The sequence below is a fragment of the Micromonospora nigra genome (assembly GCF_900091585.1).
In the GTDB taxonomy this organism is placed as follows: Bacteria; Actinomycetota; Actinomycetes; order Mycobacteriales; family Micromonosporaceae; genus Micromonospora; species Micromonospora nigra.
In genome coordinates this window covers 4527166-4552081 of the sequence record NZ_FMHT01000003.1, presented here as the reverse complement: position 1 = coordinate 4552081, position 24916 = coordinate 4527166, and the positions used below count along the sequence as shown (strand labels likewise).

The window sequence follows — 24916 nt, the reverse complement described above, 5'->3', positions numbered from 1 at the left end:
CCGGGCCCGGGTCACCCGGCAGGGCACGACGGCGCTCCGGGCGGTGGCGGTGTGAGCTACGCGAAAGTGCTCTCCGTCGGTCTGGTCGGGGTGAGCGGCCACCTGGTCGAGGTGGAGGCCGACCTCGCGCCCGGCCTGCCGGCGGTGGTCATCTCCGGGCTGCCCGACACCGCCCTGCACGAGGCACGCGACCGGGTCCGGGCCGCCGTGGTGAACTCCGGGCAGCGCTGGCCCAACCGGCGCATCACCCTGAACTTCCTGCCGGCCACCCTGCCCAAGTTCGGCTCGGCCTTCGATCTGGCGATCGCGGTCGCGCTGCTGGGCGGCTCCGGTGAGCTGCCACTGCTTCCGCTGGAGGGCGTCGTCGTCCTCGGTGAACTGGGCCTGGACGGCACCGTCCGGCCGGTGCGGGGCGTGCTGCCCATGGTCGCGGCGGCGGCGAGATCCGGCGTCGCCCGGGTGATCGTGCCGGTCGACAACGTCGCCGAGGCAGCGGTCGTTCCCGGGGTCCGGGTCCGCGGGGTCGACACGTTGCACCGTCTGGTCGGCTTCGTCCGGGACGCCGCGCCCCTGATCGACGCGCCCACGCCGCAGCCCCGGCCGCCGCTGTCCGGCCCCGATCTGGTCGAGGTGGCGGGGCAGGAGCTCGGTCGGCGTGCCCTGGAGGTGGCCGCGGCCGGTGGGCACCACCTGTCGCTGGTGGGTCCGCCCGGCGCCGGCAAGACCATGCTCGCCGAGCGGCTGCCGTCCATCCTGCCGGAGCTTGACGACGAGTCGGCCCTGGAGGTGACCGCGCTGCACTCGATCGCCGGCCTGCTGCCGGCCGACGGTGGACTACTGCGCCGCCCGCCGTTTCAGGCCCCACACCACAGCGCGTCGGTGCCGGCGCTGGTCGGCGGCGGTTCGGGGCTGGCCCGGCCGGGCGCGGTGTCGCTGGCGCACCGGGGCGTCCTCTTCCTCGACGAGGCACCCGAGTTCAGCAGGGCCGCTCTGGAGGCACTGCGCCAGCCGTTGGAGCACGGCCGGGTGCACCTCGCCCGCAGCCGGGGTGGCACGGAGTATCCGGCGCGGGCGCAGCTGGTGCTGGCGGCGAATCCCTGTCCCTGCGCGAGCCCGGCCGGCGACGCACGCTGCGAGTGCCCGCCGCTGACCCGGCGACGCTACCTCGGTCGGCTCTCCGGTCCACTGCTCGACCGCATCGACGTCCAGGTCCGCCTGCCGGCGCTGCGGGCGGCCGAGCTGATGGAGCCCGGGTTCAGTGGCGAGTCGTCGGCGACGGTGGCGGAGCGGGTGGCCGCCGCCCGGAAGGCCGCCGCGCAACGCTGGGCGAGTGTCGGCTGCCGGCTCAACGCGGAGATGCCGGGCCCCCACCTGCGCCGCGTGCCCTGGCGGCTGCCGGCGCGGGACACCGTCGACCTGCGGGCCCGGCTCGACTCCGGGTCGATCTCCGCCCGCGGCTTCGACCGGATCATCCGGTTGGCCTGGACCGTCGCCGATCTGGACGGGCGGGTCCGCCCCGGCCGGGCGGACGTCGCGGAGGCCATCCAACTCAGGACGGGAGAGGGACTGTGAGCGAGGACGAGCAGACACTGGCTCGGGTGGCCCTCACCTGGCTCGCGGAGCCGGGCACCCGGTCGGTGCACCAACTGGTCGACGATCTCGGCCCGGTGGGTGCCCTCGACCTGCTTCTCGACGGCGGGGCCCCCGAGGAGGCGTTACGCGACGGGGTGGCGGCACGCCTGAGCGGCGGCGACGCGCGGGCGGTGGCCGCCGAGGCGGTGGGCCGGGCCACCCGCCTGGGTGCCCGGGTCGTCGTGCCGGGTGACGACGAGTGGCCCCGTCGGGTGGCCGACCTGCGGAAGCTGCGGCTGTCCGGCAAGCAGCGACGGGTCGACCGGGAGACCGCACCGCCGCTGTGCTTCTGGGTACGCGGACCATGGCCCCTGGCCGAGGCACTGGACCGGTCCGTGGCCGTGGTCGGGGCCCGGGCCGCCAGCGCGTACGGCACCCATGTGGCCACGGACCTGGCGTACGGGCTGGCGGACCGGGGCTGGACGGTGGTCTCCGGTGGGGCGTTCGGCATCGACGCCGCTGCCCACCGGGGCGCGCTGGCAGCGGGAGGCGTGACGGTGGCGGTTCTCGCCTGTGGGATCGACCGCCCCTACCCCATGGGTAACGCGGCCCTGTTCGACCGGATCGCCGACACGGGACTGCTGGTCAGCGAGTGGTTGCCGGGAGCGGAGCCGCTGCGCCCGCGCTTCCTGATCCGAAACCGGGTGATCGCCGCCAGCACGCTCGGCACGGTGCTGGTGGAGGCGGCAGCCCGCAGCGGTGCGACCCAGACCACGCATCGGGCGCTCGGCCTGGGGCGCGGGGCGATGGTGGTGCCGGGCCCGGTCACCTCGGCGATGTCGGTGGGGGCGCACGAGATGCTGCGGGAGAACCGCGAGGCTCGGCTGGTCACGGGCCTGGCACACGTGCTGGAGGAGGTGGGACGGATCGGCGAACTGGCCCCGGTCCCGCGCGGGCCGGATCGGCCGACCGACCTGCTCGACGACGAGGCTCGGGCGATCATCGAGGCCATGCCCCGACGGGGAACCGTGGCGGTGGACACCCTCGCCGCACGGGCGGGTGTCGGGGTGCGGACGGTGTTGCGCAAGCTGTCCCTGTTGGAGGAGCTGACGTTGGTGGTTCGCCGCGACGACGGGTACGCCCTGGTGTCCATGCCCCGCTCGACCGCCCGGGGACGGTGAGCACCGCAAGGGCGCTCGGCCTCGGCGGTGAATCGGGGCGCTCACCGCCGATGTGCGGCGGGCAGCCGAACGCCGGGAACCGGCGACGAAGATGGCCCGGGTGAAGGTGTCGGTGCGCAGGTCAGTCGCCCTCGAACCGGATCTCCATCAGGCTGTCGGAGGGGCACCGTCGGGCAAGCCGGGCAAGGTGGCGAACGTGGTCGGCTTCGCGGGCGTCTCGGGCTGCCGCCGCCAGGTGGGGCAGCTCGGCGAGCAGCCCAGGTGCCCGGCTTGCGGGTACGACGAACTCGCCCACCGGGTCGGCTCGGTCCAGCAGCGGGGTGGCGCCCCGGCCCCGCACCCTGGCGAGCAGGTCGGCGAGCACGTCGTCGGGGTCGGGCACAACGTCGACGGCCACGTATGACACGCGACGACGGCCCGGGCCGGGCTCCTCAACCGTCCGGTACAGGACCACGTCCATCCCCACGACCGGTCCCCCTTCGGCACGTCCGGCCGGCGGAACGGCCCTTCCGGGCGTGCCCGCCGGTGGTGTCACAACAAGTCTGGGCTCCCACACCACCGGATTTCCAACACCGACCACCTGACGGACACCGGCTGGCCGGCAGGCGACGGGCGTCCGGCAGAGACGGGCGTCCGGCAGGTGAAGCGGGCAGCGGACGTAGAGCAGCGGAGGACGCTGAGCAACGGGCGTCGGGACAACGACGCGACGAGGCGGGCTACGGGTGGTGGCTGACGCATGGTGGTGGTTGGCGGGCTACGGGGGGCGGGTGATGTGTGGTGGGTGGTGGTCGGCGGTCGTAGGGTGGAATCGTGCCGGCAGGGGACGCGACACCACCGGCCGCCCGGTCGGCACGCGGCGATACCCGCAGCACCCGGGCGGCCCACGAGGCGCTACCCCTGCCGCTGCGTGCGGCGGTCGACGACTTCGCCGGGTATCTGGCGGGTGTGCGCAACCGCTCGGCGCACACCGTACGGGCCTACGTCGGCGACCTGGTGTCACTGCTGGACCACGCCGCCCGATCGGGGAGCACCCAGGTGTCGGACCTGGACCTGGGGACGGTGCGCAGCTGGCTGGCGAAGCAGCGGACGATGGGATCGGCGCGCAGTTCGCTCGCCCGGCGGGCCGCGTCGGCGCGGGCATTCAGCGCCTGGGCCCACCGGCAGGGCCTGCTGCCCACCGACGTGGCCGGGGCCCTGGCCAGTCCCCGCCCGCACCGGGAGCTACCCACGGTGCTCCGCGCCGACCAGGCGGCACTGCTGATGAACACCCGTTCCGCACCGCGACCGCCCCTGGTGGGCGGCCCGCCGTCGGTGCTCGCCCCGGACGACCCCTCGCCGGCCGCCGCGGCGAACGACGCGGCGAGCAGCGCGACGAGCAGCGCGACGAGCAGCGCGACGAGCAGCGCGACGAGCAGCGCGACGAGCAGCGCGACGGACAGTCCGGTGGGCAGTCCGGTGGGCGACGCGGCGGCGGGCAGCCCGCCGGCCAGCGGAGTGCGCGACCAGGCCGCTGAGGCGGTGTCGCTGCGGGACCGGGCGTTGCTCGAACTGCTCTACGGCACCGGGGTCCGGGTCAGCGAGGTGTGCGGCCTGGACGTGACAGACGTCGACGACGCCCGGCGGGTGGTCCGGGTCCTGGGCAAGGGCGGACGGGAGCGATCGGTGCCGTACGGGACACCGGCGCAGCGGGCCCTCGACGAGTGGCTGCGCGGGGGGCGGCCGGTGCTGGCCAAGCCGGGTTCCGGGGCCGCCCTGCTGCTCGGCGCCCGGGGTGGACGGCTGCACCCGACCACGGCCCGGCGGATCGTCGGTGCGTACGCCGAGGCCGCCGGCCTGCCCCGGACCAGCCCACACGATCTGCGTCACTCTGCCGCCACCCACCTGCTGGAAGGTGGGGCCGACCTGCGGGCGGTGCAGGAGCTGCTCGGCCACTCCTCGCTGGCGAGCACCCAGATCTACACGCACGTGTCGGTGGAGCGGCTGCGGTCCGCCTACCGTCAGGCCCACCCCCGCGCCTGAGTCCGGGCCGACCCGGTCGACAGGGACGCATCCCTCAGCCGCCACCGCGCCGACGGCTACGCTCGTCGGATGAGCCTCCCGCAGCCGCCCGAGCCGATCGCCGGGGCTCGCCTGCTGTTCTCGCTGGATCCTGCGGTGAGCCACCTCAACCACGGCTCGTTCGGTGCCGTGCCTGTCGGCGTGCAGCGAACCCAACAACGACTGCGGGACGAGGTCGAGGCGAATCCCCTGCGCTTCTTCACCCGGGGGCTGGTCGACCGGATCACCCACACCCGCCGGCACCTCGCCGGATTCCTGGGTGCCGACCCCGACGGCACCGCCCTCACCACGAACGCGACCACCGGGGTGGCCGTGGTGCTCCGGTCGCTGGGGCTCGGCCCCGACGACGAGGTGCTCACCACCGACCACGGGTACGGGGCGGTGGACCTGTCCGTCCGGCGGGAGTGCCGCCGCAGCGGGGCCACCCACCGGGTGCTGCGGGTGCCACTCACCGCCACCGACGAGGAGATCACCCAGATCGTCCGCGTCGGCCTACGACCCGGACGGACGAGACTGCTGGTCGTCGACCAGCTCACCTCGCCGACCGCGCGGCTGTTCCCGGTCGCCGCGATCGTCGCGGTGGCCCGGGAGCACGGGGTGGCGGTGCTGGTGGACGCGGCACACGCGCCGGGGATGCTGCCCGCCCCGGTCACCGACACCGGCGCCGATTTCTGGGTGGGCAACCTGCACAAGTGGGGGTACGCCCCGCGCGGCACCGCCGTGCTGGTGGTGGCGCCGGCGTGGCGGGACCGGATCGAGCCACTGGTGGTCTCCTGGGAGCAGGACGCCGGCTTCCCCGGCAATGTCGAATGGCAGGCCACCATGGACTACACGGCGTGGCTGAGTGCCCCGGCCGGCCTGTACACGCTGCGCAGCCTGGGCGTCGACCGGGTGCGGTCACACAATGCGGCGCTGGCGGCGTACGGCCAGGGTGTGGTCGGGGACAGCCTGGGGGTGGCGCCGGCCGACCTGCCGGATCCCGGCGGACGCGCGGTCGCGATGCGGATCGTGCCGCTGCCGGCAGGGCTGGCCACCACCCTGGACGGGGCAGTCGCGTTGCGGACCCGGATCGCCGAGCGGCTCGCCACCGAGGTGGCCGTGAACGCCTGGTCGGGGCGGGGCTGGCTGCGGCTGTGCGGTCAGGTCTACAACACCGCCGACGAGTACGAGCGGCTCGCCGCTCGCCTGCCCGCCCTGCTCTCCCAGCGCTGACCCCCGTGGCCGGCGGGCCGAATGGGACCGGCCATGCCGGGCGGGTCGACCATGCCGGGCGGGTCGGCCATGCCGGGCGGGTCGGGCGTGACAGCCGGGTCGGGCGTGACAGCCGGGTGCCGGCCTGGCGGCGTGGCGGCTGTACAGCTCTGGAGGTCGGGCCGGTGTGACGACCCTACGGTTCGGTGAGCGGGAGCAGCCGAACCCGGCCGAGGCCGAGCAGCACCAACGGATCCAGGTAGTCGGCGGCGCGGCGCAGCCCCCAGTGCAGGCATGCGGGAGCCGGGCAGCCGGCGTGCCCGGCGAGCAGTTCACCGAGGAGCGCGCCCGCCGGCACGGTGTCGCCCGCCCGGACCGTGGGGCGCACCGGCTCGTAGGTGGTCCGCAGGCCATCGGCATGCCCGACGGTGACCACCGGGCGCCCGGCGACGGGGCCGGCGAACAACACGATGCCGGCCCCGGCGGCACGGACCGTGGCACCGGGCACGGCGGCCAGATCCACGCCGCGGTGGCCGGGCAGCCACGGCTGCGGCGGTGGGTCGAACCGGCGGACCGGCCGGGGGACGCCGTCGAGGGGCCAGCGGAACCGCACCGAATTGCGCGCATCGGCCCGGACGGTGAACGGCCCGAGCAGAGCGGGCCCGGCCGGGACCGAACCAGTCAATGCAGGACCACCAGCCGGGACCGAAGCACCCCGGGCCGAACCTGCCGGGGCCGCGCCGTCAGCGGGGGCCGAACCACCCCGGATCGAACCAGCCAGGGCCGTATGGGCGGGAGCCACAGCGGCCGGGTCGGAGCGGCCGGGTCGGGGAACGGTGCCGGACAGGGCGATCACCAGCAGGGCGACGCCGGCCAGGGGGACGGTGGAGTACGCGAGTCGCATCGGCCCAGCCTGCCGGGACGAAAGCATGGCACGTGGTCCGAACCACGTCCCCTGTGGACGAGGAACGGTGCTGTGGACGACCACCCGTCGCCCCCGGTGACCTGCTATGGCCGCCGGCCTAAGCTCAGGCGGTGAGCCGCGACTGGTACACCTGGCACGACGACTACGACGACCCGGCCTCGCCGCTGGCTCACCGTCTGGCCGAGGTGCGCAGGCACATCGCTGGGGCGCTCGACGACGCGCCCGCCGGTCCATTACGCGCGGTGAGTCTGTGCGCCGGGCAGGGCCGGGACCTGATCCCGGTTCTCGCCACACACCCGCGCGGCGGGGAGGTGACGGCGCGGCTGGTCGAGGCGGATCACCGCAACGCCGAGGTGGCCCGTGCCGCCGCCCGCGCGGCAGGACTGTCCCGCGTCGAGGTGGTGGTGGCCGACGCGGCCCACACCGACGGGTACATCGGTCTCGTCCCGGCCCATCTGGTGCTGGTGTGCGGTGTCTTCGGCAACGTGTCGGACGCGGACGTCCGTCGCACCGTGCGGCACTGCGCGGCGCTGTGCGCGACCGGCGGGACGGTGATCTGGACCCGGCATCGACACGAGCCCGACCTGGTGCCCGCGATCTGCGGCTGGTTCGCCGAGGAGGGCTTCGCGCTGGTGACGGTGGTGAGCCCGGCCGACGGGGTCGGGGTGGGCGTCCACCGCCTGCTCGGCGCTCCTCGCCCCCTGCCGGCGGGCGTGACGATGTTCAGGTTCGGAAGCTGAGCGGACAGCCCCACGCAGGGCTGAGCGGACAGCCCCCCGAGGTCGGGCGGGCCAGCCGACGGGCCGGACCGGGACCGACCGCGAGCACTCGATCCGCCGACCGGATCGGCGCGGATGTGGCCGCGCAGGCGCGACGACCCCATCGCAGACGTGACGGCGGCCGGTGGGTTCGCCCGCCGAGGGCCTAGGCTGGGTACGCGGGCACCGCCGCCGGGACCGGGAGGCCACCACCATGACCACAGTGGATGAATCGCGCCGGACGGCGGCACCGCAGGCGCCCACCCTGGCCGATGCCAGCCCTGCGGCCCGGGTCGCCGGGCCACAGGAGGCGATCGGTCCCGAGGAGCTGCAACTGGCCGCGCGCAACCACGGGATTCCGCTGGAGGCGTTGCGCTACGACGTCACTCCCGCCGGTCTGCACTATCTGCTCATCCACTACGACATCCCGGATGTCGACGCGGCGGCGCACACACTGGCGGTGACCGGAGCGGTGCACCGGCCACTCACCGTCGACCTGGCCGACCTGCGCGGGCGCACCCGGGTCACCCGGCGGGTCACGCTGGAGTGCGCCGGAAACGGGCGGGCCCTGCTGCGTCCCCGTCCGGTGAGTCAGCCCTGGCTGGTCGAGGCGGTCGGCAACGCGGAGTGGACGGGCACGCCACTGGCACCGCTGCTGCGCGAGGCCGGGCTGTCCCCCGACGCCGTGGACGTGGTCTTCACCGGCGCGGACCACGGCGTCGAGCGGGGTGTCGAGCAGGACTACCAGCGGGCACTGCCGGTGGCCGACGCGCTGCGCGAGGAGGTGTTGCTGGCGTACGAGATGAACGGCGCTCCCCTGCTGCCGCAGCACGGCGCGCCGCTGCGGCTGATCGTGCCCGGCTGGTACGGCATGGCGCACGTGAAGTGGCTGCGCACGATAGAGGTGCGCACCGAGCCGTTCGACGGTTACCAGAACGCGGTGGCGTACCGGCTGCGGCGCGACGCCGACGATCCGGGCACGCCGGTCACCCGGATCGAACCCCGGGCCCTGGTGCGGCCGCCCGGCTTCCCGGACTTCATGTCCCGCACCCGGGTGCTACGGCCGGGACCGTGCACGCTGGACGGTCGGGCCTGGTCGGGGCATGCCCCGGTGGTGTCGGTGGAGGTGACCACGGACGGCGGGGCGACGTGGAACCCGGCGGAGCTCGACGATCAGGCGGGCGGCGAGTTCTCCTGGCGACGGTGGCGGATGGACTGGCCGGCGACACCGGGGCGGTACGTGCTCGGTGCCCGGGCCGCCGATGCGTCGGGTCGTGTCCAGCCGGTGGAGCAGCCGTGGAACCGGGGTGGCTTCGCCAACAACATGGTGCAGCGGGTGGAGGTCGTGGTGCTCGCGGAGTGAGCTGTGGTCGGTGCGGCGGGTGGAGGCGCCGCGAAGCCGGCCCTCGGGGGCCCGGGGAGCCTCAGCCGCCGAAGCCGGAGTCAGCGGGGAGCGAGATGTCGGGCTTCTCCAGCTCCTCGACGTTGACGTCCTTGAATGTCATCACCCGGACGTTCTTCACGAACCGGGCAGGGCGGTACATGTCCCACACCCAGGCGTCGTGCATCTCGACCTCGAAGTAGACCTCGCCGTCGGAGTTGCGCACGTGCAGGTCCACCTGGTTGGCCAGGTAGAAGCGACGCTCGGTCTCCACCACGTAGGAGAACTGGCGGACAATGTCGCGGTACTCCCGGTAGAGCTGCAGCTCCATCTCGGTCTCGTACTTCTCGAGATCTTCCGCGCTCATCGCACTCCGCCTTCCATGGCCACATCTTCCCCCACCGGCGCCGGGGGCCGAGGCCGCTCGCCCAACGCCACGCCGACGGTACCCCCTGACGCCTCGGAGCGCTCCATCGGCTCGTCCAGGCTTGCGCTCAACGGCCGCCGGGACCGGGCTGGCCGGCCGTCGCGCCCGGACACGGCGGCCACGTTGACGTAGGAGAACCGGTGCTCCCGGCACGGCCCGAGCTGCCGCAGCGCGGCCGTGTGCTCCGCGGTGATGTAGCCCTTGTGCTCGGCGAAGCCGTAGCCGGGGTACGCCGCGTCCAGGTCCACCATGATCCGGTCCCGGGTGACCTTGGCGAGCACGCTGGCCGCCGCCACGCAGGCGGCCACCCGGTCGCCCTTCCAGACGGCCAGGCCGGGCACGTCGAGCCCGTCCACGCCGAAACCGTCGGTGAGCACGTACTCGGGCCGGATGCTCAGCGAGGCGAGCGCCCGGCGCATGGCGGCCACGTTGCACACGTGCAGCCCACGGGCGTCCACCTCCTCGGCCGGGACGACCACCACCGCGTACGCCAGGGCACGCGCCACCACCTGGTCGTACACGCGCTCCCGGCTGGCCGGGGTGAGCAGCTTCGAGTCGGCCAGCCCGTCGATCTCGCCGCGCCGCCCCTCGGGCAGCACCGCGGCGGCGGCGACCAGCGGCCCCGCGCAGGCACCCCGTCCGGCTTCGTCGGCACCCGCGACGTGCCGGAAGCCACGCCGTTGCAGGGCCCGCTCCAGCGCGTACAGGCCACCGTCGCGGCGCACCACCGTGCGCGGGGGCGTCAACACGGCGCACCCCCGGACGCCGGGCCTGCCGCGCCGTCCGACCCGGCAGTCGGTGGCATCCCTGAGGCCCGCGCCGCCGCTCCGTCGACCCCGCCGGCCAGCGCCGCGGCCAGCACCTGCGGCAGGTCCGTCGGGTAGTACCGCTCGCCGGAGGCGAGCAGCTCAGCCGGGTCCCACCAGCGGTGACCTTTCACGCTGGCCCGCTCGATGTCGCTGAAACCCGAGGTGTCGACCTCGTGGGCCACCACCCGGACCAGGAAGAACTCCTGCTCCTGCCGGTACCACACCCCGTCGAACGGGAACTCGGTCGAGTCGGTGTGCACCGGTCGGCCGAACGCCGGGGCGGCGAGCCGCAGACCGGTCTCCTCGGCCAGTTCCCGGGCGGCGCAGTCGGCGTACGACTCACCGGCGTCGAGCCCGCCGCCGGGAGTAAACCACCAACGGCCGTGCCCGGGGCGAGCCGGGTCGGTGCCGCAGAAGAGCAGCACCCGGCCGGCCGCGTCGACGAGCAGCACGCGGGCCGCGCGCCGGGGGGTGTAGACGGTCACCGCACCAGACTGCCAGACGTCGCCGACATCGCCCACGCCGCTCCGGCCCGCGGCACCAGCCCGGGACGCCGGCTCAGGGCTCCGGGATGCGGTCGAACGGCTCCGGCACGGTCAGCCAGGTGGCCCGGTCCACCGGCCAGAAGACGGTGAAGGCACGCCCGACGACCTGGTCCTCGGGAATGGTCGCAGCTGTGATGTTCTGACCCGACTGTTGCCAGTGTTCCAGGGAGTCGCCGGAGGCGGAGCGGTGGTCGCCCATCACCCAGAGCCGGCCCGGCGGGACCACCACGTCGAACTCCTGGTCGGCCGGCTTGTCGCGCTGGCCGTCGACGGAGTAGATGTACGGCTCGTCGAGCGGGGTGCCGTTCACCACCAGCCGGCCCTCGGGATCGCAGCAGACCACCCGGTCGCCGCCCACGCCGATGACGCGCTTGATGAAGTCCTCGCCGTCGGGGTTGCCGCTCCACTCGACCGGGGCCTTGAAGACGATGACCTCGCCCCGTTGCGGGGAGCGGAAGTCGTACACCAACTTGTTCACCAGCACCCGGTCGTCGATCATGAGGGTGTTCTCCATCGACGGGGAGGGGATGAAGAAGGTCTGCAGCACGAAGGCCCGCACCAGCACCGCGACCAGGATCGCCACACCCAGGAGGATCGGCAGCTCCTTCCAGAAGGAACTGCGGGGCTTGTCGGTCTGCTCGTCAATCACGCTGAGAGCCTACGTCGCCCGACAGGACGCCACCGCCCGGAACGCGCGTAAACGGACAGCATGATCGCGACGGGCAGCACGAGGACCGCGCCGCCCTCCCGGGTCTGCGTCGGGGTCAGGGTGTCGACGGCGGACGAGGGCGGCGCCACGTCCGCGAACGTCTCGGGTACGGGCAGGGAGTGCCAGCGTGCCGACGGCCACACCACCGCGAAGGCCCGGCCGACCACGTTGTCGATCGGCACGGTGCCCTGGCACCTGGCATCGTAGGAGACCAGCCGGTGGTCGCCGAGCACGAAGATCTGACCGGGCGGGACGACGATCTCCTCGAACCGCCGCGAGCGGCACTCCCGCGGGTTCGGCGGCAGGTCGAGGGGCGAGTCGCGGACCACGTACGTCTCGTCGAGCGGGGTGCCGTTGACCAGCAGCCGGCCCTGCTCGTCGCAGCAGCTCACCCGGTCGCCGGGCAGCCCGATGACCCGCTTGATGAAGTCTTTCTCGCCGGGGCGGCTGACGCCGACGAGATCGCCGACCGTGCGGCCGAGTTTGCCGACGAACCCCGGGGCCGGTTCCTGGGCGACCTGGGGAACCCACCGGTCGGTGCCCTTGAAGACCACCACCTCGCCGCGCAACGGGTCGCGGACGTCGTAGACGACCTTGTTGACCAGCACCCGGTCACCGACGAGGAGAGTGTCCTCCATCGAGCCGGACGGGATGAAGAACGCCTGGAGCAGGAAGGTGCGGATCAGCACGGCGAGGCAGAACGCGACGACCAGCAGCAGCGGCAGTTCCTGCCAGAGGGGCATCTGCCGGCGGGGACGGCGGACCCGTCGGCGCCACGGGTCGACCGCACCGCTCTCGTCCAGCGTCTGCACCACGCCCACTCCCTGGTCCGCAGAATGACACTACCGCCCGGGGAGCCTGTGCGACAGGCTCCCCGGGCGGTAGTGGACGTCTCGCCGCCGTGTCGACGGCTCGTCGCCCCGCTGCGCCCGTTACCGCCCAGGGTAGTGCGACCTGGACGGTACGGCATACGCGCAGCTCGGGCGGCGTGGCGTAGAGCGACGGTCAGCTGGGCTGCTTCTCCCGCAGCTCCTTGATCTTGGCCTTCTTGCCCCGCAGCTCGCGCAGGTAGTAGAGCTTGGCCCGGCGAACGTCGCCACGGGTCACGACCTCGATGCGGTCGATGGCCGGGCTGTTGATCGGGTACGTCCGCTCGACGCCGACCCCGAAGCTGATCTTGCGGACCGAGAAGGTCTCGCGCAGACCGTCACCCTGACGGCGGATGACGACGCCCTGGAAGATCTGGACACGGGACCGGTTGCCCTCGACGACCCGGGCGTGCACCTTGACGGTGTCACCGGCACGGAAGTCAGGGAGGTCGACCCGCTTCGACTGGGCGTCAAGGGCGTCCAGGATGTTCATCGCTGCGTCCTCGTGAGGCTCACGGCGCACCGTCAATCGGTGCGCGGATGGGTGATTCTGATCCCCGGGTGGCTGCCGGCCGGGGCCGACCCCGGTCGGGGATCCTCGCATCCGGCCGCGGCGCGGTCGGATGCGGCAACCTCCCTACTTTGCCACATCCCCCAGCGGCGGCGTGAACCCACCCCGACGCAGGGTCTCGACGTCCCGTTTGTCCAGCCCGGCGGGGTCGAGGGCGGCCAGCATGTCGGGCCGTCGCGCGGCCGTACGGGTCAGGGCCTCGTCGCGCCGCCAGCGGGCGATCCGCCCGTGGTCGCCCGAGCGCAGCACCTCGGGCACATCCAGCCCGCGCCAGGTGGCCGGCTTGGTGTACATCGGAGCCTCCAGCAGCCCGTGGGCGTGGGACTCCTCGTCCAGCGAGCTCGCGTTGCCCAGCACCCCGGGCAGCAGGCGGGTCACCGCCTCCATGATCACCAGCACCGCGACCTCACCGCCGAAGAGCACGTAGTCGCCGAGGCTGACCTCGGTCACCGGCATCCGGGTCGCGGCGTGGTCGAGCACCCGCTGGTCGATGCCCTCGTACCGGCCGCAGGCGAACAGCAGGTGCGGCTCGGCGGCCAGTTCGTGCGCCAGCGCCTGACTGAAGGGCACGCCGGTGGGCGAGGGCACCAGCAGCCGGGGTGGGGTCAGGTCCGCCGGGGCGAGGGCGTCCAGCGCCGCACCCCACGGCTCCGGCCGCATCACCATGCCGGGGCCGCCGCCGTACGGGGTGTCGTCGACCGTGCGGTGCACGTCGTGGGTCCAGCCCCGCAGGTCGTGCACGGCCAGCCGCAGCGTGCCGCTGTTCCGGGCCCGCCCGATCAGCGACAGCTCCAGCGGCGCGAAGTACTCAGGGAAGATCGACACGATGTCGACGCGCATCGGGGGTGTTCCGCCGTTCTACAGGTCGAGCAGGCCGGCCGGCGGATCCACCACGACCCGGCCACCCGCGAGGTCGACCTTCGGCACGATCGCCTTCACGAACGGGATCAGCGCCGTACGCCCCTCGGGCCGGCGCAGCACCAGCAGGTCCGAGGCCGGCGCGTGGTCGATCCGGGCGACCTCGCCCAGCCGCTCGCCGTCGGTCGTGACCACGGCCAGCCCCACGAGTTGGTGGTCGTGGAACTCCTCCGGATCCTCCGGCGGGGCGACGTCGGCGCTGTCCACCGCGAGCAGGGTGCCACGCAGCGCCTCGGCGACGTCACGGTCGAACACGCCGTCGAAGGCGACCAGCAGCCGGCCCTGGTGCCAGCGTGCGGCCTCCACGGTCAGTTCGGCGGGCACCCGGAACGGCACGCCGGTGTCGGTGGCGGGCTGCGGCGACGCGGCACCGGCGGCCGGTGCTCCGCTGGGCGGCCCGGCCGGCGGCGCCGCCGGCCCGGTGTCACGCGGCCTGGACGAGGGCGTCGCCCCCGGCTCGGTGCGCAGCACCGCGCCGGGGGCGAACCGCGTCTCGGGCTCGTCGGTCCGCACCTCCACGGTGACCTCACCGCGGATGCCGTGCGGCTTGCCGATCCTGCCGACGATGAGCAGCATCAGTACGAGTCGACGATGTCGACGCGCACGCCGCGCCCACCGATGGAGCCGATCACCTGGCGCAGCGCCTTGGCGGTCCGGCCGGACCGCCCGATCACCGTACCCAGGTCCTCCGGGTGCACGCGGACTTCCAGCCGCTTGCCCCGACGGGAGTCGACCATCCGGACGCGCACGTCGTCGGGGTGATCCACGATGCCCTTGACCAGGTGCTCCAACGCGGGACGCAGAGCCATGTCAGGCCTGCTCGCCGGAGTCCGCAGGGGCCTGCTCCTCGGCCTTCGGCTCCTCAGCCTTCGGCGCCTCGGCCTTGGCGGCCTTCTTGGCCGGCTTGGTCGGGGCGTCGGCCAGACCGGCCGCAGCCTTCGCCTCGGCCTCGTAGGCCGCCTTGCGGTCGGCCCGCTCGGGGGCGACCTTCAGCGGCGGCGGGGCCGGCAGGCCCTTGAACTTCTGCCAGTCACCGGTCAGCTCCAGCAGCCGCTGCACCGCCTCGCTCGGCTGGGCGCCGACGGACAGCCAGTACTGGACCCGCTCCGACCTGACCTCGATGACCGAAGGGTCTTCCTTCGGCTGGTAGACACCGACGAACTCGATCGCCCGGCCGTCGCGCTTGGTGCGCGAGTCGGCGACGACGATGCGGTACTGCGGGTTGCGGATCTTGCCCATCCGCAGGAGCCGGATCTTTACGGCCACAGTTGTTTCGCTCCTGTTGCGATCTCACCGGCCCGACGACGGGCGGTGCACGGGTGAGCGCCGACCGGCACAGTGGGGTTGGGCCGGAGACAACTCGGTGGACTGGCGACGTGCCCGGGTTAGAGGGCGCCGAACACACGCCGGATACCAGCCAGCCATTCTGCCAGATCGACGCCGGATCGCTCGCACCGGACCACCCGGACCACCCGACGAGGGGTCGGTAGTGACGGAGAACACCTTACCGGACGGGCCGCCGGTCCCAGCCGGGCGGTAGCCGGTCGGGGGTCGTCCACCCGTCGGGCGGCACGAAGTCACACCAGGTGCCGTCGAAGGGGAACTCCCCCGCCTCGGCGCGGGCGATCACCCGCTTGCCCTCGGCCCGGACGGCATCGGGGTCGGACACCCAGTAGTGCTCGGGGAAGGCCAGCCGCTCGACGAACTCGTCCTCGTCCTTCCACTCCCAGCCCCGGTCCGGGCGGACGAGCACGTCGAGGTCCTGGTCCACCACGTCGACGCCGGCCAGCGTGCCGTCGTCCCAGCGAACGCCGGTCTCCTCCAGGTTGACGTACCAGCCGACGAAGCGGCCGTCGTCGCCCCGGAACCACCAGACGGAGTGGGCCGCCCCGGTGGGCAGGAACTTCAGCAGCGGCGGACCGCTCCACCGCCCCTCGGCCAGCCGGTACGAAGACGAGATCCACTCGGTGAACGGCACCGCCCGCATCCCCAGGCCGGCCTCGGTGACCTCGCTGGCCACCGGGGTGTCGCGGGCGACCCAGAGCAGGAGACCCCGCTCGTCGTCGCTGACCACCCGGGCGGGCCGGACCCAGCCGATCCGCCCCCGCCGCACGTTGCGGTGCACCACCAGCCGCCCTGGTTCGAACCTCACGCCCCGAACCCTACCGGCGGCACGCGACCCCGCCGACCATCGACACCACCCGTGGGTCAGTAGGCGCGTGCCAGGATCGCCACCAGGTCCGACTCGTCCTCCGTGTCGGGCACCGAGCCGTCGGCGCGGAGCAGGCAGCGCACCGTGACGCCCTGACCGTTGGCCTTCGCCTCGCCGTCGACCCCGACCGCCGACCACGGCACCCGCGCCCAACCGGTGGCCGCCGCCTCGATCGCCTCGTCCAGCGTGGCGACCTCCACGGTGCGGGACTGCCGGTGGGCGAGGGCCTGGTCGTGCAGCGCCCGCTGGTCGGCCTCCAGGGCGGCCCGCACCGCCCCGACCACGTCGGCCACCGGCGTGGGAGCCTTCGAGCCGTCCGTACGCCGGACCACGACCGCGTTGCCCGTGGCCAGGTCGCGGGGGCCGACCTCGACGCGTACCGGATAGCCGCGCAGCTCCGCGTCGACGGCCCGGCGGCCGAACGGGGTGTCGGTGCGGTCGTCGAGCGCGACCCGGACACCGGCGTCGCGCAGCGCGTCGCGCAGCTCGGCCGCCGCCGCGCCGACACCCTCGCCGTCCTTGACCACCATGACGTACGCCTGGATCGGCGCGAGCCGCGGCGGCACCCGCAGGCCGTTGTCGTCGCCGTGGCACATGATCAGGCCGCCGAGCATCCGGGTCGAGGTGCCCCAGGAGGTCGTCCAGGCGTGTTCCCGGCCGCCCTCGGCCGAGGAGTAGCTGATGTCGAACGCCCTGGCGAAGTTCTGCCCCAGCTCGTGGCTCGTGCCGAGCTGGAGGGCCTTGCCGTCGCCCATCATGCCTTCGCAGGTGTACGTGGCGGTGGCCCCGGCGAACCGCTCCCGGGCGGTCTTCAGGCCCACCACCACCGGGATGCCCAGCACGTTGACCATCAGGTCCTCGTACGCCTCGTGCAGGATCCGCCGGGCGTAGGCGCGGGCGTCCGCGCGGGTCGCGTGCGCGGTGTGCCCCTCCTGCCAGAGGAACTCGCTGGTGCGCAGGAAGATGCGGGGGCGCAGTTCCCAGCGGACCACGTTCGCCCACTGGTTGAGCAGCAGCGGCAGGTCCCGGTAGGAGTCGATCCACTTGGCCATGAACTCACCGATGACCGTCTCGCTGGTGGGGCGCACCACCACCGGCTCGGCGAGCTGCTTGCCGCCACCGTGGGTGACCACGGCCAGCTCCGGCGAGAAGCCCTCGACGTGCTCGGCCTCACGCTTGAGGTAGCTCTCCGGAATGAACAGCGGGAAGTACGCGTTCTCCGCGCCGGCCGCCTTGATCCGGTCGTCCATCTCGGACTGCATCCGCTCCCAGATGGCGTAGCCGGCCGGTCGGATGACCATCGTCCCGCGCACCGGGCCGTTGTCGGCCAGCTTCGCCTTGGCGATCAGGTCCTGGTACCAGCGGGGAAAGTCCTCCGCACGGGGAGTGAGCACGCGTGCCATGACCGCACATCCTATGCGCCGCCCCCGCCGCCGACGCGGCCGGGCAGGCGCGTCACGCTCAGCCCAGCGTGCGGCAGGTCGGGCCGTCCGGCGCGGCGGACGCGCCCGCCTACCGCGACTCGCGCCGCCTGCCCGCCCGGTCAGCGGACGACGCGCCCGCGCAGGACGATCCGCGACGGGGCCCGCACGACGGAGAGGTCGGTGCGCGGATCGGTCGGGTAGACGGTGAGGTCGGCGAGGCCGCCTTCGACCAGGCCGGCGAAGCCGAGCCACCCGCGTGCGCCCCAGGACGCGGCGGCGAGGACGTCCTCGGCCGCCATGCCGGCCTGCTCGTGCAGGAGCAGCATCTCCTCGGCGGCGAGCCCGTGGTCGATGCCGCCGCCCGCGTCGGTGCCCACGTAGATCGGCACGCCCGCCTCGTACGCGGCGCGGACCACCTCGGGGAAGCGGTCGCGCAGGGCGATCATGTGGTCGGCGTACCCGGGGAACTTGGCGCGGGCCTGTTCGGCGATGCCGCCGAAGGTCCGGATGTTGATCATCGTGGGGACCAGCGCGGTGCCCTGCCGGGCCATCAGGTCGATCAGGTCGAGGCTCAGGCCGGTGCCGTGCTCGACCGAGTCCACTCCGGCGCGCACCATGATCTCCACGGCGGACTCGCTGAACGTGTGCACGGCGGCGCGCACCCCGGCGGCGTGGGCGGCCTCGACGGCCGCCGTCATGGTGTCGGCGTCCCAGGCCGGCGCCAGGTCGCCGACACCCCGGTCGATCCAGTCGCCGACCAGCTTGACCCACCCGTTGCCCGCGGTGGCCTGCTCGGCGACGGTGGCGGCGACCTCCGCCGCCCCCACCTCTACGCCGATGTCGCGCAGGTAGCGCCTGGGCGGGGCGATGTGCCGGCCGGCGCGGGCCAGTCGCGGCAGCTCCGGCTCGTCGTCGAGTTCCGGGTACGGGTACGGCGACCCGGCGTCGCGGATGGCGAGCACCCCGGCGGCGGCGTCGGTGCGGGCCAGTTCGCGGGCCTGGTCGAGCGAGGCGATCGGCGCGCCGCCCCGGGCGATGCCGATGTGGCAGTGCGCGTCGACGAGACCCGGCAGGACGAACCCGCCGTCGGCGACGGTCTCCGCGCCGGGCACCGGTTCGAAGGTGACCCGGTCGCCGACCAGCCAGAGATCCCGGACCTCGTCGTCGGGCAGGAGCACACCGCGCACATGCAGAGCCATGTGACAGTCCTACCGGATCACGGCCCGTCGTGCGTGAGCAGCCCCGCCCGGCGCGCGGTCAGCGCGGCTTGTCGCCCTTGCCGAGCTTGTTGAAATCGATCTTCGGAAGCTTGAAGCCCGGCGGCAGCCCCTGGCCCGCGGCCAGGTCGTCCGGGTTCATCCCCGGCGGGAGCTGCGGCATGCCGCCCGGGAAGCCGCCCGGCATCCCGGCGCCCGCCCCGGTGCGCGGCCGGTTGCCGCCCTTGGTGCCCTTGCGCTTGTTCTTCGGGCTCTTGGTCGCCTTGCGCCGCCCGCCGCCGGGCAGGCCCATCATGCCGCCCATCTGCTTCATCATCTTCTGGGCGTCGGTGAAGCGGTTGAGCAGCTGGTTGACGTCCATCACCGTGACGCCCGAACCGGAGGCGATGCGGGCCCGGCGGGAGCCGTTGATGATCTTCGGGTTGGTGCGTTCGGCGGGGGTCATCGACCGGATGATCGCGGTGACCCGGTCGAAGTGCTTGTCGTCCAGCTCGGCGAGCTGGTCCTTCATCTGCCCCATGCCGGGCATCATCGCCAGCACGTTGGCGATCGGGCCCATCCGGCGAACCGCGATGAGCTGGTCGAGGAAGTCCTCCAGGGTGAACTGCTCGCCGCCCATCAGCTTGGCGGTCATCTTGTCCTTCTGATCGGTGTCGAAGGCCTGCTCGGCCTGCTCGATCAGAGTGAGGACGTCGCCCATGCCGAGGATCCGGCTGGCCATCCGGTCGGGGTGGAAGACGTCGAAGTCCTCCAGCTTCTCGCCGGTGGAGGCGAACAGGATCGGCTGCCCGGTGATCTCCCGGACCGACAGCGCCGCGCCACCCCGGGCGTCGCCGTCGAGCTTGGACAGGACCACGCCGGTGATGCCGACGCCGTCGCGGAACGCCTCGGCGGTACGCACCGCGTCCTGCCCGACCATCGCGTCGATGACGAAGATGACCTCGTCGGGCTGGACGGCGTCGCGGATGTTCGCGGCCTGCGCCATCATCTCGGCGTCGATGCCGAGTCGGCCGGCGGTGTCCACGATGACGATGTCGCGGGCGGCCCGCTTCGCGTGCTCGATCGAGGCGCGGGCGACCTGCACCGGGTCACCGACGCCGCTGCCGGGCTCCGGGGCGTACACCTCGACGCCGGCCCGGCCACCGAGCACCTGGAGCTGCCCGACGGCGTTGGGACGCTGGAGGTCGGCGGCGACCAGCAGCGGCTGGTGGCCCTGGGCCTTGAGCCAGCGGGCCAGCTTGCCGGCGAGGGTGGTCTTGCCGGAACCCTGGAGACCGGCCAGCATGATCACGGTCGGCGGCTGCTTGGCGAACTGGAGCCGCCGGTTCTCGCCGCCGAGGACGGTGACCAGTTCCTCATTGACGATCTTGATGATCTGCTGGGCCGGGTTCAACGCCTGCGAGACCTCGGCCCCACGGGCGCGTTCCTTGACGTTCGCGATGAAGCCCTTGACCACCGGCAGCGCGACGTCGGCCTCCAGCAGCGCGAGGCGGATCTCGCGCGCGGTGGCGTCGATGTCGGCGTCGGTGAGCCGGCCCTTGCCGCGGAGCTTGGTGAAGATCCCGGAGAGGCGGTCACTCAAGGTGTCAAACACGCGAACATCCCGTTTGTCAGTGTTCCGGCGGGCACAGGCGCGGCCGGGCGAGACGTCCGGCCACCGCTAGGGTAGCCCGCCGCCCCGGCGGGCGCTCCGGCCCGGCCACAGCCGCCCGCGCCCGTCCGGTGAGCGGGCCGGCCGCCGACCGGGCCCTCCGGGGCGCCGACCGGGCGGGACGTGGCGACCGGCACCGCCGACACCGTCAGCACCGCCGGCACCGCCGACACCGTCAGCACCGCCGGCACCGCCGACACCGTCAGCACCGCCGGCTCCACCGACACCGCAGACGCTCAGACGGCCGCGAGGACGGCCGCCTCCAGGCGGTCCCGCTCGTCGTCGTCGGGCCAGCCACCGACCAGGTAGAAGGCGTCCACCACGTCGCCGCCGAGGGTGGAGATCCGGGCCGCGCGAACGTGCGCCCCGGCGGCGTCCAACGCGCTGGTCACCCGGTACAGCAGGCCGGCCGCGTCGGCCGCCCGCAACTCCAGCAGGACCGCGTCGGTGGCGGCGTCGCGGTGCCAGACCACCCTCGGCTCGGCCCCGGACCCCCGGGCGGCCAGCGCCCGGCCGCGCAGCCGCTGGGTCACCGAGACGTCACCGCCCACCGCGCGTCGCAGGTCTGCGCTGAGGGCCACCGGGTCGGCCGGCAGCCCGTACCGGGGTTGCACCCGGCACTCGACCAGCGCCCGGCCGTCGACGGTCGAGGCGTCGGCGGCGAGCACCTCCAGCCGGTGCAGGGCCAGGCAGCCGGCCACCGTCGCGAGCAGACCCCGCCGGTCCGCCGCGGCCACCGCCACCCGGTCCCCCGTCAGGTGGACGACCGGCAGCGGTCCCGCCACCAGGGCCGGATCCGGGGCGGGCGGCTGCGGCACGGCGCCGGTGTCCAGCGTGGTACGGACCCGGGCGACCAGTTCGGCGACCAGCCGGCCCTTCCAGTCCGACCAGGCGGCCGGGCCGGTGGCGGCGGCGTCGGCGCGGACCAGGGCGTGCAGCAGGTCGAGGGTGGTCACGTCGCCGACGGCCTCGGCGACCCGGCCGATGGTGACCGGGTCGGCGAGGTCCCGGCGGGTGGCCACGTCGGGCAGCAGCAGGTGCAGCCGGACCAGCGTGCCGATCAGCGCCGCCTCGTCCTCGGGCAGGCCGATCCGGGTGGCCACCGCCTCGGCGATCGGCGCACCGACGACGGAGTGGTCGGCCGCCGCGCCGGGCTCGTCGCCCGGCAGCCCCTTGCCGATGTCGTGCAGGAAGGCACCGAGCAGCAGCAGGTCGGGGCGGTCGACCTCGCGGGTGCGCCGGCCCGCCTCGAAAGCCGCCTGCACCAGGTGCCGGTCGAGGGTGAACCGGTGCACCGGGTTGTGCTGGGGCAGGCTGCGCATCCGGGTCCACTCCGGCAGCCAGCCGTCGATCAGCCCGTACCGGTCGCAGGTCTCCCAGGCCGGCAACAGGCCGGGGCCGGCGCCGAGAAGGGTGACCAGCGCGGACCTCGCCTCGACCGGCCAGGGCGTCGGCAGCGGCGGGCAGTACGCGGCCAGCCACTCACAGGTCGCCCGGGCGATCGGCAGGCCGGTGGTCGCCGCGGCGGCGGCCACCCGCAGCGACAGGCTCGGGTCGGGACGGGCTCCGATGGCGGTCCGGGCCAGCACCAGTTCGCCGTCGTGCTCGACCACGTCCCGGGCGACCGGGCGGCGCAGCGGCCGGCCGTCGGCCCCCCGGCGGCGGCCGGCACGGAGCCGGTCGGCGGCCCGGAAAGCGTCGTCGAGGGCGTGCCGGACGGTCCGGGCGTCGCCCGCGATCCGGCGCAGTAACGCGTCCCCGTCGCTGCCCGTGCCCTGCGCGGCCTCGGGCGCACCGCGCAACCCGAGCCGGGCGGCCACCCCGTCGCGCTCCTGGGCGACGAGCCGGTCGACCCGGCGGCCGACCTGGTGGTGCAGCGCGTCGCGGGTGTCGAGCAGACGCAGGTGGGCGGCGCGGACGGCGGGCCGCAGCGCGTCGGTGACGCCGGCCAGGGCGACGGCCCGCAGGATGCCCACGTCGCGCAGCCCGCCAGCGGCCTCCTTGAGGTCACCCTCCAGCAGGAAGGCCAGCTCACCGTGGGCCTGCCAGCGGGCGGTGGTGAGTTCGCGCAGCGGGCCGAGCTGCCGCACGGCGGTGCGCCGCCAGTGGTCGGTGGCGCTGCGCGCGAGGGTCTCGGCGAGGGCGGGGTCGCCGGCGACCAGCCGGGCGTCGAGCAGGCCGAGGGCCACCTTGACGTCGTCCTGGGCGACGGACAGCGCCTCGGCGACGGTGCGCACCGAGTGGTCGAGCCGAAGATTGGCGTCCCAGACGGGATACCACAGGGCGGCGGCCAACTCGTCGATGCCGGGCACCCCGGCGTGGAGGAGGACCAGGTCCAGGTCGCCGTACGGGGCGCACTGCCGCCGACCGAGGCCGCCGACCGCGACCAGGGCCACCCCGTCGCGCGGGGGCAGCAGCCCGGCGAGCCACCGGTCGAAGGCGTCCGCACGGGCGGTGCGGGCGGCCTGGCCGATGCCGCCGGGCACGCCGACGACCTCGTTGATCAAGAGGTCCGGTTCGTCCGTGCTCTTCTTGATCAACGAGGTCATCTGCGGCCTTCCTCCTACAGGGCGTCCAGCTACAGGGCGTCCAGGCCGCGCTCGCCGGTGCGGACCCGGACGACCTCCTCGACCCCGGTCACCCAGACCTTGCCGTCGCCGATCTTGCCCGTCCGGGCGGCACCGACGATGGCGTCGACGATCTTCTCGACGTCGATCTCATCGGTCAGCACCTCCACCCGGATCTTGGGCAGGAACTCGACCGTGTACTCGGCACCCCGGTAGACCTCGGTGTGCCCCTTCTGCCGGCCGTACCCCTGGACCTCGCTGACGGTCAGGCCGGCCACGCCGAGGGCGTGCAGGGCCTCCTTCACCGCGTCCAGCTGGTACGGCTTGATGACCGCGGTCACCAGCTTCATGTCCAACCCCTCCATCCCAGGAACGTTAACCGGCGACCTTCTCGTTGACCGGCGCGGCGGTCTCCGCCACGGCCGGCTTATCCTCACCAGGAGCGGGGGTACCGATTCCGGCCATCGCGAACGCGCCACCGCTGGTGCCGCCGGCGGACGACAGGTCGTAGCCGGTCTCGGCGTGCTCCGCGATGTCGATGCCCTGCACCTCGGCCTCGGCGGAGACCCGGAAGCCGATGGTCTTCTCGATGGCGAAGCCGAGGGCGAAGGCCACCACGAAGGAGTACACGGTGACGATCAGCGCGCTGAGCGCCTGCACTCCGAGCTGGGCCACCCCGCCGCCGTAGAACAGGCCCTCGTTCTCGACCAGCGAGCTGACCGAGGTGGTGCCGAACAGGCCGATCCAGAGGCAGCCGATCCAGCCGCCGACGAAGTGCACGCCGACCACGTCGAGCGAGTCGTCGTAGCCGAGCCGGTACTTCAGGCCGACCGCGAGGGCGCAGACCGCACCGGCGACGACACCGAGCAGCACGGCCGCCCAGGGGGCGACGAAGGCACACGCCGGGGTGATCGCGACCAGCCCGGCGATGGCACCGGAGGACGCGCCGACCAGGGTCGGACGGCCGTCGCGGATCTTCTCCACCACCAGCCAGCCGAGTACGGCGGCGGCGGTGCAGACCTGGGTGTTGAGGAAGGCGATGCCGGTGGTGGAGTCGGCGGTCAGCTCGGAGCCGGCGTTGAAGCCGAACCACCCGAACCACAGCAGACCGGTACCGAGCGCCACCATCGGGACGTTGTGCGGCTTCATGGTCTCGCGCGGCCAACCGAGCCGCCTGCCGAGCACCAGCACCAGCGCCAGCGCCGCGGCGCCCGCGTTGATGTGCACGGCGGTGCCACCGGCGAAGTCCAGGGCACCGAGGCCCGCGCCGATGAAGCCGCCGCCCCACACCCAGTGCGCCACCGGGAAGTAGACCAGGGTGGCCCAGCCGAAGGCGAACAGCAGCCAGCCGGAGAACTTGGCGCGGTCGGCGATCGCCCCGCTGATCAGCGCGACCGTGATGATCGCGAACATCATCTGGAACGCCATGAACACGTAGAGCGGGATTCCGGTCTCGCCCCACAGGTCGGTCTCGGCCATGAAGGTCTTGGTGCCGAGGTACTGGGCCGGGTCGCCGATGACCGAGCCCTTGTCGTCGCCGAAGGCGATGGAGAAGCCGTAGAACAGCCAAAGGATGCTGACAAGCCCGATCGCCGAGAAGCTCATCATCATCATGTTGAGGACGCCCTTGGACCGGTTCAGGCCGCCGTAGAACAGCGCCAGACCCGGCGTCATGAGCAACACGATCGCGCTCGACACCAGCAACCACGCGGTGTTGCCGGTGTCGATCGTCGGTGCGTCAGGCACGCTGGCCTCCTAAAAGGTGAAGTTCCCTCCTTCGCGGCTTCCGGGGCAGCGTCGCCCGTCCACCGGTTGCGCGGAAGCCTCGCCGCCGCCTGTTTCACCTTCGGTCCCCGCCCGGTTTCCGGACGGTGACGGGTTGTTTCGAACATGTGAAGAAGACCGCACACCTCGGGCGCATGGCCGGGGGT

The 24916-nt window shown here is 73.6% G+C and carries 24 protein-coding genes and 1 pseudogene; 6 read left to right on the top strand and 19 right to left on the bottom strand.

All coding sequences use genetic code 11. The features are described from left to right. Positions 1–51: 51 nt before the first annotated feature. Both GA0070616_RS19830 and GA0070616_RS19825 read left to right on the top strand, forming a co-directional pair. Entirely contained in the window at positions 52–1572 is a 1521-nt protein-coding gene (locus tag GA0070616_RS19830) for a YifB family Mg chelatase-like AAA ATPase (protein ID WP_091085121.1), read from the top strand. Further along, the gene (locus GA0070616_RS19825) at positions 1482–2753 is read left to right on the top strand and encodes a DNA-processing protein DprA (protein ID WP_091091171.1); all 1272 of its coding nucleotides are present in this window, start codon (positions 1482–1484) and stop codon (positions 2751–2753) included. The genes GA0070616_RS19830 and GA0070616_RS19825 overlap by 91 nt, the downstream gene beginning before the upstream one ends. A gap of 121 nt (positions 2754–2874) precedes the next feature. Here GA0070616_RS19825 and GA0070616_RS19820 read toward each other — a convergent pair whose 3' ends face one another. After that, the gene (locus GA0070616_RS19820) at positions 2875–3150 is read right to left on the bottom strand and encodes a hypothetical protein (RefSeq protein WP_245712835.1); all 276 of its coding nucleotides are present in this window, start codon (positions 3148–3150) and stop codon (positions 2875–2877) included. A 500-nt stretch (positions 3151–3650) separates the two neighbouring features. Here GA0070616_RS19820 and GA0070616_RS19815 point away from each other — a divergent pair, with 500 nt between their 5' ends. Further along, complete coding sequence (locus GA0070616_RS19815; RefSeq protein WP_425413004.1) at positions 3651–4772, top strand: tyrosine recombinase XerC; 1122 nt, start codon at positions 3651–3653, stop codon at positions 4770–4772. Positions 4773–4841: 69 nt separating this feature from the next. Continuing rightward, positions 4842–6023, top strand: coding sequence for an aminotransferase class V-fold PLP-dependent enzyme (locus GA0070616_RS19810; RefSeq protein ID WP_091085112.1), 1182 nt, complete (start codon positions 4842–4844; stop codon positions 6021–6023). A gap of 175 nt (positions 6024–6198) precedes the next feature. On the opposite strand, the gene GA0070616_RS19805 is transcribed toward GA0070616_RS19810, so the two are convergent. After that, positions 6199–6906 (bottom strand): murein hydrolase activator EnvC family protein, encoded by a 708-nt coding sequence (locus GA0070616_RS19805; protein ID WP_091085109.1) that lies wholly within the window; start codon positions 6904–6906, stop codon positions 6199–6201. Positions 6907–7037: 131 nt separating this feature from the next. Here GA0070616_RS19805 and GA0070616_RS19800 point away from each other — a divergent pair, with 131 nt between their 5' ends. Then, positions 7038–7667, top strand: coding sequence for a class I SAM-dependent methyltransferase family protein (locus GA0070616_RS19800; RefSeq protein WP_091085104.1), 630 nt, complete (start codon positions 7038–7040; stop codon positions 7665–7667). A gap of 232 nt (positions 7668–7899) precedes the next feature. Continuing rightward, complete coding sequence (locus GA0070616_RS19795) at positions 7900–9048, top strand: sulfite oxidase (RefSeq protein WP_091091167.1); 1149 nt, start codon at positions 7900–7902, stop codon at positions 9046–9048. A gap of 61 nt (positions 9049–9109) precedes the next feature. On the opposite strand, the gene GA0070616_RS19790 is transcribed toward GA0070616_RS19795, so the two are convergent. The 17 genes and pseudogenes from GA0070616_RS19790 to GA0070616_RS19705 form a co-directional block, all read right to left on the bottom strand. Next, positions 9110–9433: a DUF2469 domain-containing protein gene (locus tag GA0070616_RS19790; protein WP_007075222.1), complete on the bottom strand. Its 324-nt coding sequence runs from the start codon at positions 9431–9433 to the stop codon at positions 9110–9112. Continuing rightward, positions 9430–10242, bottom strand: a complete 813-nt coding sequence (locus GA0070616_RS19785) for a ribonuclease HII (RefSeq protein WP_091085101.1) — start codon at positions 10240–10242, stop codon at positions 9430–9432. The genes GA0070616_RS19790 and GA0070616_RS19785 overlap by 4 nt, the downstream gene beginning before the upstream one ends. Beyond that, a complete protein-coding gene (locus tag GA0070616_RS19780; RefSeq protein ID WP_091091164.1) occupies positions 10236–10787 on the bottom strand; it encodes an NUDIX hydrolase in 552 nt (183 codons plus the stop codon). The genes GA0070616_RS19785 and GA0070616_RS19780 overlap by 7 nt, the downstream gene beginning before the upstream one ends. A 73-nt stretch (positions 10788–10860) precedes the next feature. Beyond that, on the bottom strand, positions 10861–11496 hold the full coding sequence (gene lepB / locus GA0070616_RS19775; protein WP_091085099.1) for a signal peptidase I: 636 nt from the start codon (positions 11494–11496) through the stop codon (positions 10861–10863). Between the two features lie 9 nt (positions 11497–11505). Further along, positions 11506–12371: pseudogene (gene lepB / locus GA0070616_RS19770) on the bottom strand (signal peptidase I). 190 nt (positions 12372–12561) lie between these two features. Continuing rightward, positions 12562–12918 (bottom strand): 50S ribosomal protein L19, encoded by a 357-nt coding sequence (gene rplS / locus GA0070616_RS19765; protein WP_091085096.1) that lies wholly within the window; start codon positions 12916–12918, stop codon positions 12562–12564. 144 nt (positions 12919–13062) lie between these two features. Continuing rightward, on the bottom strand, positions 13063–13836 hold the full coding sequence (gene trmD, locus GA0070616_RS19760) for a tRNA (guanosine(37)-N1)-methyltransferase TrmD (protein WP_091085092.1): 774 nt from the start codon (positions 13834–13836) through the stop codon (positions 13063–13065). 18 nt (positions 13837–13854) lie between these two features. Continuing rightward, positions 13855–14487, bottom strand: coding sequence for a ribosome maturation factor RimM (gene rimM, locus GA0070616_RS19755; protein WP_175440283.1), 633 nt, complete (start codon positions 14485–14487; stop codon positions 13855–13857). A 2-nt stretch (positions 14488–14489) separates the two neighbouring features. After that, a complete protein-coding gene (locus GA0070616_RS19750; RefSeq protein ID WP_175440282.1) occupies positions 14490–14750 on the bottom strand; it encodes an RNA-binding protein in 261 nt (86 codons plus the stop codon). Then, on the bottom strand, positions 14725–15180 hold the full coding sequence (gene rpsP, locus GA0070616_RS19745) for a 30S ribosomal protein S16 (protein WP_091085082.1): 456 nt from the start codon (positions 15178–15180) through the stop codon (positions 14725–14727). The genes GA0070616_RS19750 and rpsP overlap by 26 nt, the downstream gene beginning before the upstream one ends. A gap of 238 nt (positions 15181–15418) precedes the next feature. Beyond that, positions 15419–16066, bottom strand: a complete 648-nt coding sequence (locus GA0070616_RS19740; RefSeq protein ID WP_091085078.1) for a ribonuclease FAU-1 family protein — start codon at positions 16064–16066, stop codon at positions 15419–15421. 56 nt (positions 16067–16122) lie between these two features. After that, positions 16123–17529, bottom strand: coding sequence for a proline--tRNA ligase (gene proS / locus GA0070616_RS19735; protein WP_091085075.1), 1407 nt, complete (start codon positions 17527–17529; stop codon positions 16123–16125). Between the two features lie 140 nt (positions 17530–17669). Beyond that, on the bottom strand, positions 17670–18749 hold the full coding sequence (locus tag GA0070616_RS19730) for an amidohydrolase family protein (protein WP_091085072.1): 1080 nt from the start codon (positions 18747–18749) through the stop codon (positions 17670–17672). 58 nt (positions 18750–18807) lie between these two features. Next, positions 18808–20361, bottom strand: a complete 1554-nt coding sequence (ffh, locus tag GA0070616_RS19725; protein WP_091085068.1) for a signal recognition particle protein — start codon at positions 20359–20361, stop codon at positions 18808–18810. A gap of 293 nt (positions 20362–20654) precedes the next feature. Further along, entirely contained in the window at positions 20655–22967 is a 2313-nt protein-coding gene (locus GA0070616_RS19715) for a [protein-PII] uridylyltransferase (protein ID WP_091085060.1), read from the bottom strand. A 29-nt stretch (positions 22968–22996) separates the two neighbouring features. Beyond that, on the bottom strand, positions 22997–23335 hold the full coding sequence (locus GA0070616_RS19710; protein ID WP_007456507.1) for a P-II family nitrogen regulator: 339 nt from the start codon (positions 23333–23335) through the stop codon (positions 22997–22999). A 25-nt stretch (positions 23336–23360) separates the two neighbouring features. After that, positions 23361–24731, bottom strand: coding sequence for an ammonium transporter (locus GA0070616_RS19705; RefSeq protein ID WP_091085055.1), 1371 nt, complete (start codon positions 24729–24731; stop codon positions 23361–23363). Positions 24732–24916 lie beyond the last annotated feature (185 nt).

Excerpts from the sequence above, each read along its gene's own strand:
- GA0070616_RS19810 (WP_091085112.1), top strand. The coding sequence starts at position 4,842 with ATGAGCCTCCCGCAGCCGCCCGAGCCGATCGCCGGGGCTCGCCTGCTG.
- GA0070616_RS19805 (WP_091085109.1), bottom strand. The coding sequence starts at position 6,906 with ATGCGACTCGCGTACTCCACCGTCCCCCTGGCCGGCGTCGCCCTGCTG.
- GA0070616_RS19795 (WP_091091167.1), top strand. The coding sequence starts at position 7,900 with ATGACCACAGTGGATGAATCGCGCCGGACGGCGGCACCGCAGGCGCCC.
- GA0070616_RS19790 (WP_007075222.1), bottom strand. The coding sequence starts at position 9,433 with ATGAGCGCGGAAGATCTCGAGAAGTACGAGACCGAGATGGAGCTGCAG.
- rplS (WP_091085096.1), bottom strand. The coding sequence starts at position 12,918 with ATGAACATCCTGGACGCCCTTGACGCCCAGTCGAAGCGGGTCGACCTC.
- trmD (WP_091085092.1), bottom strand. The coding sequence starts at position 13,836 with ATGCGCGTCGACATCGTGTCGATCTTCCCTGAGTACTTCGCGCCGCTG.
- proS (WP_091085075.1), bottom strand. The coding sequence starts at position 17,529 with ATGGCACGCGTGCTCACTCCCCGTGCGGAGGACTTTCCCCGCTGGTAC.
- GA0070616_RS19730 (WP_091085072.1), bottom strand. The coding sequence starts at position 18,749 with ATGGCTCTGCATGTGCGCGGTGTGCTCCTGCCCGACGACGAGGTCCGG.
- GA0070616_RS19715 (WP_091085060.1), bottom strand. The coding sequence starts at position 22,967 with ATGACCTCGTTGATCAAGAAGAGCACGGACGAACCGGACCTCTTGATC.
- GA0070616_RS19710 (WP_007456507.1), bottom strand. The coding sequence starts at position 23,335 with ATGAAGCTGGTGACCGCGGTCATCAAGCCGTACCAGCTGGACGCGGTG.